Source organism: Arthrobacter sp. P1_B4, assembly GCF_056406555.1.
In genome coordinates, this window is the sequence record NZ_JBFTZW010000079.1 from 1 (window position 1) to 13,373 (window position 13,373).

Annotated in this window: 13 protein-coding genes; 5 read left to right on the forward strand and 8 right to left on the reverse strand. The window is 67.8% G+C overall.

Going from position 1 to position 13,373, the window contains the following annotated elements; genetic code table 11:
* The 3 genes from AC1D1W_RS17000 to AC1D1W_RS17010 form a co-directional block, all read right to left on the reverse strand.
* The coding region (locus AC1D1W_RS17000) for an SPFH domain-containing protein (protein WP_476944304.1) at positions 1-193 on the reverse strand (193 nt) is incomplete at its 3' end.
* Between the two features lie 87 nt (positions 194-280).
* Positions 281-742 carry an NfeD family protein gene (locus tag AC1D1W_RS17005; RefSeq protein ID WP_028276336.1) on the reverse strand — a complete coding sequence of 154 codons (462 nt, stop codon included), beginning with the start codon at positions 740-742 and terminating at the stop codon, positions 281-283.
* Positions 743-975: 233 nt separating this feature from the next.
* Positions 976-1,839, reverse strand: a complete 864-nt coding sequence (locus tag AC1D1W_RS17010; protein WP_476944305.1) for a methyltransferase domain-containing protein — start codon at positions 1,837-1,839, stop codon at positions 976-978.
* Positions 1,840-1,993: 154 nt separating this feature from the next.
* On the opposite strand from AC1D1W_RS17010, the gene AC1D1W_RS17015 reads away from it, so the two are divergent.
* Entirely contained in the window at positions 1,994-4,063 is a 2,070-nt protein-coding gene (locus tag AC1D1W_RS17015) for a S9 family peptidase (protein WP_476944306.1), read from the forward strand.
* Between the two features lie 45 nt (positions 4,064-4,108).
* Here the strand turns inward: AC1D1W_RS17015 and AC1D1W_RS17020 are convergent, their stop codons facing one another.
* From AC1D1W_RS17020 to AC1D1W_RS17040, 5 genes are read right to left on the reverse strand one after another with little or no spacing between them, the layout of a single operon-like run.
* Positions 4,109-4,780 (reverse strand): peptide deformylase, encoded by a 672-nt coding sequence (locus AC1D1W_RS17020; RefSeq protein WP_243177588.1) that lies wholly within the window; start codon positions 4,778-4,780, stop codon positions 4,109-4,111.
* Positions 4,781-4,789: 9 nt separating this feature from the next.
* The gene (locus tag AC1D1W_RS17025; RefSeq protein WP_476944307.1) at positions 4,790-5,743 is read right to left on the reverse strand and encodes a hypothetical protein; all 954 of its coding nucleotides are present in this window, start codon (positions 5,741-5,743) and stop codon (positions 4,790-4,792) included.
* A gap of 42 nt (positions 5,744-5,785) precedes the next feature.
* Positions 5,786-6,964 carry an FAD-dependent oxidoreductase gene (locus tag AC1D1W_RS17030; protein ID WP_476944308.1) on the reverse strand — a complete coding sequence of 393 codons (1,179 nt, stop codon included), beginning with the start codon at positions 6,962-6,964 and terminating at the stop codon, positions 5,786-5,788.
* Entirely contained in the window at positions 6,957-7,691 is a 735-nt protein-coding gene (locus tag AC1D1W_RS17035; protein WP_476944309.1) for a class I SAM-dependent methyltransferase, read from the reverse strand. Before AC1D1W_RS17035 ends, AC1D1W_RS17030 begins: the two co-directional genes overlap by 8 nt.
* A 38-nt stretch (positions 7,692-7,729) precedes the next feature.
* Positions 7,730-8,980, reverse strand: coding sequence for a type III polyketide synthase (locus tag AC1D1W_RS17040; RefSeq protein WP_243177580.1), 1,251 nt, complete (start codon positions 8,978-8,980; stop codon positions 7,730-7,732).
* 104 nt (positions 8,981-9,084) lie between these two features.
* On the opposite strand from AC1D1W_RS17040, the gene AC1D1W_RS17045 reads away from it, so the two are divergent.
* The 4 genes from AC1D1W_RS17045 (at position 9,085) to AC1D1W_RS17060 (ending at position 13,275) form a co-directional block, all read left to right on the forward strand.
* Complete coding sequence (locus AC1D1W_RS17045; RefSeq protein ID WP_028276331.1) at positions 9,085-9,534, forward strand: helix-turn-helix transcriptional regulator; 450 nt, start codon at positions 9,085-9,087, stop codon at positions 9,532-9,534.
* The gene (locus tag AC1D1W_RS17050; protein WP_223916337.1) at positions 9,531-9,950 is read left to right on the forward strand and encodes a VOC family protein; all 420 of its coding nucleotides are present in this window, start codon (positions 9,531-9,533) and stop codon (positions 9,948-9,950) included. Before AC1D1W_RS17045 ends, AC1D1W_RS17050 begins: the two co-directional genes overlap by 4 nt.
* A gap of 104 nt (positions 9,951-10,054) precedes the next feature.
* Positions 10,055-12,469 (forward strand): ATP-binding cassette domain-containing protein, encoded by a 2,415-nt coding sequence (locus AC1D1W_RS17055; RefSeq protein ID WP_476944310.1) that lies wholly within the window; start codon positions 10,055-10,057, stop codon positions 12,467-12,469.
* Between the two features lie 35 nt (positions 12,470-12,504).
* Complete coding sequence (locus AC1D1W_RS17060) at positions 12,505-13,275, forward strand: TetR/AcrR family transcriptional regulator (protein ID WP_476944311.1); 771 nt, start codon at positions 12,505-12,507, stop codon at positions 13,273-13,275.
* Positions 13,276-13,373: the final 98 nt, after the last annotated feature.

The following is a 13,373-nucleotide window of genomic DNA, read 5'->3' on the forward strand; positions in this document are numbered from 1 at the left end:
GGTCGAGCAATGGCAGCAAGCGGTCCACAAACGGGATCAGCAGGGTAAGTCCGGGATTCAGGGTGCGTTGGTATTTACCCAGCCGTTCAACGACGCCGGCACGGGCCTGTGGAATGATCCGGACCGACCGGACCAGCACAATAATTACAAACACAATTAGTACCAGCAGCACAATTGCGACTGCGATATTCATACATCACCTATTCCCCAGTTGTTTTGTTTTAGTCTCGCGCCGGCAGCGCCGCACCGGCGGACAGCAGTGCCCGCCGGACAGCGCCCCTTATTGGACGGCGGATTCCGGTTGCGGGGCCACGATCGCGGTGGCCCCTTCGATGGCACTGACCACAGCCTGCTGTCCGGGCGCCAGCACTCCCGATTCGGACCGCGCACTCCAGACGTCCCCGCCAATCTTGACGAGTCCGCCGTTTTCGCTCACAGCCTCCATGACGACGGCGGATTCGCCGATGAGGCGTTCAATATTGGTGCGCTGATCCGCCGGTCCCCGGTGGAGATGCTTGAGGGCCACCGGCCGGACGAAGCCGATCATGAGCAGGGACACCACGCAGAAGGCGATAATCTGCAGCCATGGATCGGCGCCGGCGAAGTCCGCCACCAGCCCGGCGAGGGCGCCGCCGCCGAGCATGATGAAGAACAGGTCGAGTGTGATCATCTCGACCACGGCAAACAGGAGAAAGAGCGTGAGCCACAACGCCCACCAATTCTCGATCAGCCATTCAGACATCAATTCCCCCTTGAGTTCCGGGAGCTGCAGGCACAGGTCCCCAGTAACTGTGATTCCATCCTAAGCGGAACAGCAATAGCTGGGACCGGCGGTAGGGAATTGATGGCCAAAGTGGCCAAGTCGTTATTTCGCGGGTCGATTCCCCGGCCTGGCCTTCCGCCCCGGTTCCCCTCCCGGGGGTGGTTTTCAGGGCGTACCGGACGGCACCCGCGAACCGGCGGGAGCGGGAATGGTCAGCGGATGGGTTGAAAGACGCTGATCCGGAAGCGGGCCGAGACGGAGGTCCGGTCCGGAAGCGCGGCCTCGAGGTCTGCCAGTGCGGCGCGGTCCAGGTGGTGGCCGGCCGGTCCCATGTAGGCCAGGTTGGCGACGTCGCGCGGGCCAAGGGTCAATGCCAGGTCCAGATCAGATGCTGCGACGGGCGCGAAGTGCTGGCCCAGGGACGCGGCGAGCCGCTCGTCTTTGGCCGGCTCGATCCCCAGCATCCCGGCCGGCCCGGCAACTTCCGCCAGGTGACCGGGCCGCGGTGTGACCACGACCAGGCGGCCGCCGGGGCGGAGAACCCGGGCGAACTCGGGCGCGTTGCGCGGCGCAAAGACCACGGTGACGACGTCGACGGCGTTCTCCGCGACCGGCAACGGCTGCCAGACGTCCCCGACGACGTTCAAAGCCTCGGGGTTCAGCCTCGCTGCGCGGCGCAGGGCGAACTTGGAAATGTCCAGGCCGATTGCCGCGGCAGGACCGCTGTCCGCGGCCCGGTCCAGCACTGCCCTGAGGTAGTGGCCGGTGCCCGTCCCGGCGTCGAGCACGAGGGGCCGGCCGGCGGGGGCTTCCCGGAGCGCCGGTGTGGCGAGCCCGGCCACGGCATCGGCCAGCGGCTGGTAATGCCCCGCGGAGAGGAAGTCGAAGCGGGCCGCCACCATGTCTGCGCTGTCGGCTTCAAAAACCGTCCCCTTGCCGACCAGGAAGTTGAAGTAGCCCTGCCTGGCCGCGTCAAAGCTGTGTCCGGCTCCGCACACCAAGGTGCGGGCGCCGCCAGTGAAGCGGAGGCCCTGGCGGCACACCGGGCACAGGAGGGGGAGATCGGCGGCGGGCATAGTTTTCATCCTATGCGCGGATCCCCGGCCCGCCGCGCGGCCGGGGCACTGGCTACAGGGGCGCCGCGCACCGGGCACACCGCGGCGCGCCTCGCCGCACCGGCGCAACGTGAGGTGTTTCACAGCGGGCGCGCCACGGGCTAGGCTCGCAATCGTGAAATCTGAACATCTTCCGCTGCTCAATTCCGTGTCCGCCCCTGCCGTGCACCCCGACGGTTCCCGCGCCGTGGTCTCCGTGCTCCGCCCGGACTTCGATGCCGATGCCTACGTGGGCCAGCTGTGGACCGTGCCCCTGGGTCAGGACCTGACCCACCCGGACTTCAACGACCCGGACCAGAGGCCACGCCGGCTGACCCGGGGCTTCCGCGACACGGCACCGGACTTTTCACCAGACGGCCGTGCCCTTGGGTTCCTGCGTGCGGCAGCGGACGGAAAGCCGCAGCTGTTCGTGGTGGAAGCCGCCGGCGGCGAACCCCAGCTGTTGACGGAGGCCCCACTGGGGGTCAGCTCCTTCACGTGGTCGCCTGATTCCCGCAGCATTCTCTTCAGCGCCAGGACGCCTGACGAGGGCCGGTATGGCAGCGTCGACGGCGTGAGTGCGGGCAGCGAGGACGCCCGGCTGATCACGGATTTCCAGTACCGGATGAACGGTGTTGGCTACACCGCTGACAAGCCGCTTCAGCTGTTCATCCTCGAGGTGCCGCAGCTTGACGCCGAACCGAAGGTGGCGCCGGCCGGACGCGCCCTGAAGGCCCGCGGCATCGCGGCCGATCCCGCGGAGAATGCTGCCGAGCTGTTGCCGGCCGCCAAACAACTCACCACCGCACCAGCGGACCACAACGGCGCCGGCTTCAGCGCCGACGGCGGCACCATCTACTTCACTGCAGCCCTGCACGATGGGCGGGATACTGACCTCGTCAGCGGAATCTACGCGCTGCCTGTTACCGGAGGGCAGCCGCAGGCCGTGGTGCCGGCCAACGCCGGACGACAGAGCATCAGCGCCGTGCGCCAATCCGCCGATGGGCAGTGGCTCTTCTTCCTGGCCCAGGACCTGGGCGCATCCGGGCTGGACTTCGTGGCCAGGAACACCGCCCTCTATGCGATGCCTGCCGCCGGCGGACACGCCACGGCGCTCAGCGATGCCGAGGCGCTGGACCTGTCCGGCGGCAGCCGGCTGGAGCTGCGCGGCGGCGCGGGTGCCCTGGTGCTGAACAATGCGCGGGGAACCGTGGAGCTGCACGAATTCGTTGCGACGGGCGGCCACACCGTCCTCCTGGAAGGCAACCGGGTGGTGACCGGCGCCGCGGAGGGTGGCGGAACGCTCGTGGTGAGTTTCAGCGATTCGACGACGGCCGGTGATGTTGCCGTGCTCGAGCGCGGGCAGGTGCGCCGCCTGACGGACTTCTCCGCCCAGCTGCGGAGCGTGGCGGGGATCAGCGAGCCGCAGGAACTGACATTGGCCTCGGCCGACGGGTACCCGGTCCATGGCTGGCTCGTGAAGCCGGCGGGCCCGGGACCGCACCCGGTGCTGCTGAACATCCATGGCGGCCCGTTTGCCCAGTTCGGGGTGGCGTTGTTCGACGAAGCGCAGGTCTATGCCGGGGCCGGTTACGCCGTGCTGATGTGTAATCCGCGGGGTTCTGCCGGTTACGGCCAGGCACATGGCCGGTCCATCAAGGAGCGGATGGGAACCGTGGACATGCAGGACGTTCTGGCGTTCCTGGACGGGGCCGTAGGGAAATTCGAGGATCTGGACGCCGCCAATGTCGGCATCATGGGCGGATCCTACGGCGGCTACCTGACGGCGTGGACCATCAGCCACGACCACCGTTTCCGGGCCGCCATAGTCGAGCGTGGTTTCCTTGACCCCGTGAGCTTCACCGGTTCTTCCGACATCGGCTGGTTCTTCGGTGGCGGATACACCGGCCCGGCGGCGGAGCAAATGGCGGCCCAGAGTCCCATGGCGCGCGTTCAGCACGTACGGACGCCGTCGCTGGTGATCCACAGCGAGGAGGACCTCCGGTGTCCCGTGGAGCAGGGCCAGCGGTACTTCACCGCCCTCAAGCAACAGGGGGTCGAGACCGGATTCCTGGTCTTCCCCGGCGAAAACCATGAGCTGTCCCGCTCCGGCACGCCGCACCACCGGAAGCAGCGGTTCGATGAAATCCTGAAGTGGTGGGCCCGCTACCTGCCGTCCGCATCGAATCCGGCGCCGCAGCCCTAGCCCTAGCCCTGGCCCTAGCCCTGGCCCTAGCCCTGGCCCGCAGGCTTAGTCCGCGGCCGGGTCCGGCAGGAACCCGAGTTCCTGCCGGGCGCGGCTGATGTCCGGCTGGGCCCAGCGGGCGGAGTATTCGGCATTGTTGCTGATGGAGCGCAGCTCGGCCCGGTCCAGGAAGAGGATCCCTTGGAGGTGGTCGGTTTCATGCTGGACAATCCGGGCCTGCCAGCCGGAGAAAGTCTGCTGGAGTTTCGTGCCGTCCGGCGCCGTGAAATCGAGCTGGACTGATTCCGGCCGCACGACCGCCGCCTGCAGGCCGCCAATGGAGAGGCAGCCTTCGTAGAACGCCGCGGACTTCGCGCCCAGGGGACGATAGCTCGGGTTCAGCATGGCAAAGAACGGCAGCGCCTCCCGCCCGCGGACGGCAGCGACGTCGGGATCGACGTCGAACTGGTCCTCCAGGACAGCGATCTGCAGCGGAATCCCCAGCTGCGGGGCCGCCAGGCCCACGCCTGGGGCCTTGTGCATCACGCTGCGCATGAGGTCGATGAGGTGCCCGAGGTCGGCATCAGTCAACTGGCCATCGTACGGCGCCGCCACGTGCCGGAGCACCGGGTGTCCGGCCTGGACAATCGGCGGGAGGATGCCGGCGCTCAGGATCTCCTGGACGGTCTCGCTCATCCGGGCGGCGCTGTAGTCAGTGGGCCTGGCGTCAAAGGGCATGCCCCCACACTACTGGCGCCCGCACGCCTTTGTAACAAAGTCGTAGATGCGGGCGCGAAGTTGGCTGCCAGCGTCGATCTTCACAATTCCTTCGCGGCCCGCCACCCTGACCTGCAGGGGAAGGAGTGTGCCCACTTTGTCTTCGGCCACTGCATGGGGATCGCAGCGGGAAGGCCTGATGCCGAGACGCACCTGGGCCGGGGCACCGCCGGCGCGGACCGTCACCGACCGGGGCCACGGGGCTTGTGAGGCCTCCGCCAGCAGCGTGGTTTCCTCGATCCGGTCTATCACCAGTTCACCGGCGCCGGCGGCGGCGCGCGGTTGCAGCAGCAGACGCAGGACGGCGGTCCGACCGTCCGCGGCGAGCTCAAGCTCGGGATCCAGCGCGATCGTGGCGACGGCCGAGGCTTCCCGGGCCAGGCACAGCTCCGAATTGTTCCGCGCCAGGACGCCGAACGGGTCTGTTGCCGGAGCCATGGCCGGGACCGGCACGGCACCTTCCGGCGTGGCCAGCCGCAGGGATACACGGGCGTCGCCCGCAGCCCCGGAGGTGGCTCCCGGGCCGGCCGGGCTGCCGCAATCCGGGGCGGGCAGCGGCGCCGGCAGGCTCTTGGGCTGTCCGGGCGGAAGCTCGATCCCGCCGGTGCGGGCGGACCAGATGATCGGGGCCGCGAAGAGAGGGCTGGTCAGTTCCGCGCCGAGGACCGTCAGGGCATGGCCGGTGGTGTTCGTGAGCTGGATTTCGATGATCTGCTTGCTGTAGTTGTCGCGGAACTGGCTGATTTCCGCGGTCACGGGGCCTGTGGTGATCGGGGTAGCCGACGCCGTCGCGCTTGCCGGGGAGGCGGTGCCGCCGGCCGTTCCGGAGCTGCATGACGCCGCCGCGCCGAGCAGCACCGTGGCGGCGGCTGCCCGCAACACCCAATACGATGCGGCGCCGCGCATCACGGGAAGTCCGTCCATGCGCACAGTCTATTCCGGGGCAAACCCGTACCAATGCGCTGCCTAGTGCATCGTGAAACGGCGGGCGATCAGGGAATTCACCGGCGGAACTGCGGCGACGCCTGCGATGCCACGGTTCCGCAGCGCCAGGAGACGGTCCGTGAGGGGCCGGCCCAGGGCCATGTTTATTTCGGCCTGGCGTGCGGCTCTCGCCGCCGCCCGCAACCGGGTCCGCTCAAAGGTCCGGAGGCGATCCGTGACATCCTGGCCGCGCACGGCCGCAGAGACGATCGGTGCCAGCGCCGCCGCATCCAGCCAGCCGAGGTTCATGCCCTGCCCGCCGATGGGGCTCACCTCGTGGGCCGCATCCCCGATCATCACCACCCGGCCGGCCACCATCCGGGGGGCCAGGCGCGTGCGGACGCCGAAGCGGCTGAGCATGCTGTTGGTCCCGGCGTCGATGGCGAGCCCCGTCCGTTCGCGCACGCAGCCCATGAGCCACCGGGCGTCGACGCCGGGAGCGTCGACGCCGGGWGCGCCGGCTGCTGGTCCGCCGGCCGCGGAGTCGCCGGTACCCAGCCGGACCACCCAGCGGCGGAGCTGGCCGGGCAAGGGGAACGACTCCACGATGCCGGCGCCGGAGAGGAACAGTGCCGCGTCCGGACCGAACCCGGTGCCGTCCGCGAAGTCACCCATCAGGTAACTGTCCGGGTACTCTTTCACGCGCACGTCGGCGCCCTGCAGCGCCCGCACCGTGGAACGCACGCCGTCGGCGGCAATGACCAGCGGCGCCGAATAGCGCAGGGTGCCACTCTTGGAGTCGGCTTCCACGCTGACCCGGCCGCCGTCGTCGGACAGTCCGGTGAGGCGGACGCCGCGGTGCAGGGCGCCGTCGCCGAGCTCGTTGACCCGCCGTTCCAGGTGCGCCTCAGTACGGGCCTGGGGCAGGGACAGGACGAACGGAAAGCGGTCCGAGACGCCGGCAAAGGACATCCGGGCGAGGCATTTTCCGCCGGCCATTGCCATACCTCGGCGGATCTGGACCCCCTCGGCAATCATGGCCTCGGCAACTCCGGTTCCCGCGAGCGCGGCCAGCGCCGGCGGATGGATGCCGATGGCGCGCGACTGCGGCTCCGGTGCGCCCCGCTGTTCCAGGACCTGAACATCCACGCCGTCCTGCAGCAGCAGCGCGGCCATGAACAGCCCCACCGGACCGGCACCGATGATCAGAACCTCAGCCACTGGCACCGGGCCCTGACTGGTAGAGGCCGTCGGGAGTGCCGTGCAGCAGCAGGTTCCGGAAGGGGGCGCGGCGGGCGACGGTCCAGCCCGGGGGAGCGGCGGCGGTCAGCTCCGCGGCGGTGTAGCTTCGGCGGATGGAGGTCAGCCCGTCCCGCCGGATGTAGGAGCCGGTGAGCACCCAGGAGCCGGCAGAGAACAGCGCGTAGGCGGCGGGGCTGCGGCGGATGTCGTTGTGGACCACCGTGCCGCGGGACAACCGGGCCGACTCGGCGAGAAACTCTTCCAGCCCGTCAAGGTGGTGCAGGACATGGTTGGACACCACGAGGTCGTACCGGTTGCCCTCTTCGAGCAGCTCCGCGCTGGCCGCCTGGCGGAACGTCACGTCCGCCGTCGCGTGGCGGGCGCGGGCGAACAGGATCGCCCGCGGATCCGGGTCAATAGCGGTGACCTCGAGACGCAGTCCGTCCCGGGCCGCCCACCGGGCCAACAGCACGGAAACGTCGCCCCCGCCGCACCCGATATCCAGCAGGGAGGTGGCGGAAGCAGTGGACAGCCGGGGCCTGATCCGGGACCGGTAGATGCCGCGCCAGCCGGCGACGGCACGGTTGACGAGCGCAAACTGGGCATACGTGCGCTCCAGGCGGCCGGGGTCGCAGCCCGGCAGGTCCATTTCCTCGACGGCGTCGGATGCGCGGTCCCGCAGGAGGGCCGCCCGAAGGTGTTCCATGCCCCGCTTCGCGCTGAACGGTTTCAGCGTGGCCGCTTTCAGACCCGTACCGCTACGGACTGCGCCGGCTCCGCCGGTTCCGCCGCCGGTTCCGCCGCCGGCTCCTGCCGCGGATCCGCGGCGGGCCGCGGGGCAGCCACCCGGGTGAAGAGCGCCGTCTCGACCGTCAGGCCCGGGCCGAAGGCCATGGAGCAGATCCGTTCCGCGCCCGGGCCGGCCCAGCCGTCGTCCGCGGCGTCGTCTGCTGCCGGCAGTTCGAGGATGTGCTTGAGGACGAACAGGACGGTGGCGCTGCTCATGTTGCCGAAGTTCCGGAGGGTTTCGCGGGCCGGGACCAGCTGCTCGTCGCTGAGCTCCAGCCGGGACTGGACCTTGTCCAGAATGCTCCGGCCGCCCGGGTGGATGCCCCAGTGCTCGATCTCCCGGTAGGGGAGCCCCTGCAGCGAGCCGTCGCGGGATAGCAGCGGTTCCAGCGCGCCAATGATGTGGTCGTCGATGATGTGCGGGACATAGTTGCCCAGCACCATCTCGAAGCCCTCGTCGCCGATGTTCCAGGCCATCGAGTCCTCCCCGACGGGCGTCAGGACGGTTTCGAAGTGGTCCAGCCGCAGCAGGGGCGCTTCCCCGGGGATGTCCCGCGCTGTGATGATGGCCGCGGCAGCGCCGTCGGCGAACAAGGCCGACCCCATGATGGTGTCCGGATCATTGGAGGTCCGGACGTGAAGGGAACAGAGTTCGGCGCAGACCACCAGCACCGTTGCCTCCGGATCCGCCTCGCAAAAGGACTTCGCCGCCCGCAGCGCCGGGAAGGCTGCATAGCAGCCCATAAAGCCGAGGTGGTACCGCTGGACAGCCGGATTCAGGCCGACGGCCCGGACAATCTTGTAGTCCGGGCCGGGATTGAAGAATCCGGTGCAGGAAACCGTGATCAGGTGGGTGATGTCCCGCGCCTCGACGCCCGGGCAGGCATCGAGGGCTTTTTGGGCTGCTTCAATGAAAAGCTTGGTCGCTTCCGTGGCGAAGATGCCGTTCCGGGTTTTGGTGCTGGGGCTGAGCACCAAGCCGGTGGCGGGGTCGAAGAACTGGGGGTTTTCCGCCTGGCTGTCCGCGGTGAGTTCCTCCACCGCCGTGTGCCGGGTGTCGATGGCTGCGGAGTCAAAGCACGTGTTGACGAGCCGGGATCCGAGCCGGGTGAGGCCCGGCTGGGCGGCGAACACGGCCCTGGCCTCGGGCTGGACCAGGATGGTTGGCGGGACTGCAGTTTCCAGAGACCTCAGGTAGACCGTCATGGTTCATTCTCAGCGAGCCTGCCGCCAAAGACAATGGAACGGCCGGAGATTCAGGAACACCTTCGGGCTGGACAACTCCGGCACGACGTAGCACGATCGCACTTGTGACCAGCAAACCCGACCGGGCGCAGCGCTTGCGCGACCTCGCGCTGTTACGCCGCGTCCGCGACCGAATGGACCGGGAATACGCACAGCCGCTGGATGTCGAGGCCCTCGCCCGCGGCGCCCACATGTCCGCCGGGCACCTCAGCCGCGAGTTCCGCCTGGCGTACGGCGAGTCGCCGTACAGCTATCTCATGACACGGCGCATAGAACGCGCGATGGCCCTGCTGCGCCGCGGCGACCTGAGCGTCACCGAGGTCTGCTTTACGGTCGGCTGCTCGTCGCTGGGCACCTTCAGCACCCGCTTCAACGAACTGGTTGGCGTGCCGCCCAGCGTCTATCGGCGCGAGGCTGCGAGGGCGACCGCGGGGATGCCCTCGTGCGTCGCGAAACAGGTCACCAGACCGGTCAGGAATCGAGAAGTCCCGGCCCCCGAACCGCAACTAGCATGAAGTCCATGGACATCAACATTCACGCGAGTTTCCTCCCACACAACGATCCCGACGCCGCTTTGGCCTTCTACCGGGACACCCTCGGCTTCGAGGTCCGCAACGACGTCGGCTACGGCGGGATGCGCTGGATCACGGTCGGCCCGGCCGGCCAGCCGGACACATCCATCGTGCTGGAACCGCCGGCCGCCGATCCCGGCGTCACCGACGAAGAGCGCGGCACCATCGACGAGATGATGGCCAAGGGCACCTATGCGCGCATCCTCCTGGCCACCAAGGACGTCGACGCCACCTTCGAGCGGCTGCAGGCCAGCGGCGCCGAGGTGGTCCAGGAACCGACAGAGCAGGCCTACGGGGTGCGCGACTGCGCCTTCCGCGATCCCGCGGGCAACCTGATCCGCATCCAGCAGCCGATCTAAGGTGGCCGCCGGCCACCGCCGGACCAGCCGCCAGCTGGTTAGATAGAGCCAGTCGACGACGACGGGGACGCGTGGGGCTGCCCCGCCCAACAGATGGAGACACGATGAGCATTGCCACGAGCACGGACACGCAGCCGCCCGAGCTGCATGAAGCGGACAGCCACGACCTGATCCGCGTGCAGGGCGCACGGGAGAACAACCTCAAGGACATCAGCGTCGAGATCCCGAAGCGCCGCTTGACGGTGTTCACCGGCGTGTCCGGCTCGGGCAAGAGCTCGCTGGTGTTCGCCACCATCGCCGCCGAGTCGCAGCGGATGATCAACGAGACCTACAGTGCGTTTGTGCAGGGCTTCATGCCCAACCTGGCACGGCCCGAGGTGGACCTCCTCGAGGGGCTGACGACGGCGATCATCGTTGACCAGGAGCGGATGGGCGCCAACCCCCGATCCACCGTCGGCACCGCCACCGACGCGAACGCCATGCTCCGGATCCTCTTCAGCCGCCTGGGCATGCCCCGCATCGGGCCACCGACTGCCTTTTCCTTCAACGTCCCGACGCGCAAGGCGAGCGGGGTGATGAGTACCGAGAAAGCCGGCGGCCGGGTCGAGCGGAGCGTGGTGCGCGATGTGGTCTACCTTGGCGGCATGTGCGCACGCTGCGAGGGGATGGGCGCGGTTTCGGACTTCGACCTCACCGCGTTGTACGACGACAGCAAGTCGCTCAGCGAGGGTGCCCTGACGATCCCCGGCTACAGCATGGACGGCTGGTACGGCCGGATCTTCAGCGGCGCCGGCTTCGACATGGACAAGCCGATCGCGAAGTTCACCAAGAAGGAAATGCACGACCTCCTCTACAAGGAGCCCACCAAGATCAAGGTCGAGGGCATCAACCTGACCTACGAGGGCGTGATCCCGAAGATCCAAAAGTCGATGCTCTCCAAGGACGTCGACGCCATGCAACCGCACATCCGGGCCTTCGTGGAACGCGCCATCACGTTCCAGACCTGCCCCGAGTGCGACGGCACCCGGCTGAGCCCGGAGGCCAGGTCCGCGAAGATCCAGGGCAAGAACATCGCGGACCTCTGCGAGATGCAGATCAGCGACCTCGCCGCATGGATCCGCGAGCTTGACGCCCCTTCCGTCGCACCCCTGCTGAAAGGCCTGCAGCACCTGCTCGACTCGTTCGCCGAAATCGGGCTGGGTTACCTCTCGCTGGACCGGCCGGCGGGCACCCTGTCCGGCGGCGAGGCCCAGCGCACCAAAATGATCCGGCACCTGGGCTCGTCCCTCACAGACATCACCTACGTCTTTGACGAGCCGACGATCGGCCTGCACCCGCATGACATCGAACGGATGAACCAGCTGCTGCTGCAGCTGCGGGACAAGGGCAACACCGTGCTCGTCGTCGAGCACAAGCCGGAGACCATCGCCATCGCCGACCACGTCATTGACCTTGGCCCCGGCGCGGGTACCGCGGGCGGCAGCGTGTGCTTCGAGGGAACCGTGGGAGGCCTGCGGGGGAGCGACACCATCACCGGGCGGCACCTCGACGACCGGGCCAGGTTGAAGGACTCCGTGCGCACCCCGTCCGGCACGCTCGAGGTGCGGGGCGCCTCGACGCACAACCTCAAGGATGTGGACGTCGACGTCCCGCTCGGCGTGCTCTGCGTCGTCACGGGTGTTGCAGGTTCGGGCAAGAGCTCGCTGATCCACGGTTCGGTGGACGGCCGGGACGGTGTGGTGGTGATCGACCAGGGCGCCATCAAGGGTTCGCGGCGCAGCAACCCTGCGACGTACACGGGCCTCCTCGAGCCGATCCGCAAGGCATTCGCGAAGGCCAACGGCGTGAAGCCGGCGCTGTTCAGCTCCAATTCGGAGGGTGCATGCCCCACCTGCAACGGCGCGGGTGTCATCTTCACCGAGCTCGGTGTCATGGCCACCGTCGAATCCACGTGCGAGGACTGCGAGGGACGGCGGTTCCAGGCAGCAGTTCTGGAGTACACGTTGGGTGGCCGGAATATTTCCGAGGTGCTGGCCATGTCTATGACCGAGGCCGAGGTGTTCTTCAGCGAAGGGGAGGCCCGCACCCCGGCGGCCCACAAGATCCTCGACCGGCTCGTCGACGTCGGGCTCGGCTACCTCACCTTGGGCCAGCCGCTCACCACGCTGTCCGGTGGCGAGCGGCAGCGCGTCAAGCTCGCCACCCAGATGGCGGAGAAGGGTGACGTCTACGTCCTCGACGAGCCCACCACCGGCCTGCATCTCGCCGACGTCCAGAACCTGTTGGGACTCCTGGACCGGCTCGTCGACTCCGGCAAATCGGTCATCGTCATCGAGCACCACCAGGCGGTCATGGCGCACGCCGACTGGATCATCGACCTTGGTCCCGGCGCCGGGCACGACGGCGGCCGGATCGTTTTCGAGGGCACGCCCGGCAGCCTTGTGGCCGCCCGCTCCACCCTCACCGGCGAGCACCTGGCGGCCTACGTCGGTTCAGTGGCTGAAAACGGCATCAAGTGAACGAATGCGGTGAATCGGGGGACTAATCTGGGGGCGTGGCAAGCATTCGAGACGCTCAAAAGCAGATGACCCGCCGGCTTTTCCTCGACAAGGGGCTGGAGCTTTTCGAGGAGAAAGGGTTCGCCGCCACCACGGTGGATGACATTTCCGCTGCCGTGGGCACCACCAGGGCAACCTTCTATTCGCATTTTCCGTCCAAAGCCCAGCTCATGCGCTCGCTCGTCGAGCGGTCCAACGAGATGCTGACGGAGGCCGATGTCCCGCCGCTGCATTCGGTGGTGGAGTCCGGGGACCGTGAGCTGATCAGGGTCTGGCTGGCCCGGAAATTTGACCAGTGGGCCGACATCCGCCCCTATGTGGTGGCGGCTCACCAGGCCGCGGCCAGCGAACCGGACATCCAGGCGGCTTTGGACCAGTGGTTCGACACGGCGATCGATGACATGCAGGCGATCACGCCGGCAACTGCCCGACGGGCATCATCGACAGAATCGAATTCCTTGAGCTGCGGAGCGGCTGAGGATTGCGTAGTTGTGGACCGCTGGGTAGCCGAGGATTGCGGGTTGGCCGCGCAGCCTGTGAGACACATAATCACACCGATTACTGCGATGGCTACCGTGCCCCTGCGTCTGCCTTCGTCCGTCATTGATACCCCCTCCCCCCCGGAGGTTAGTTCAGCCATCCTTGCATACGACCGTCGTTGCGCACAGGAAACGAACGGACCTGAAAGAGCTGCACGCAGAAGTCCCCGTCCCAAATGGGACGGGGACTTCTTCGAAGAGCCAACCGATCGTTGGCCGCTAAAGTAGAACTCGCATACTTACGAGTCCAACTTTCGGGGACCAGGTCACCGAGGGGGCCTTCCGCTTTTACGCCCGTCTAGCCAGTGCTCAAATCCACTTCGGGG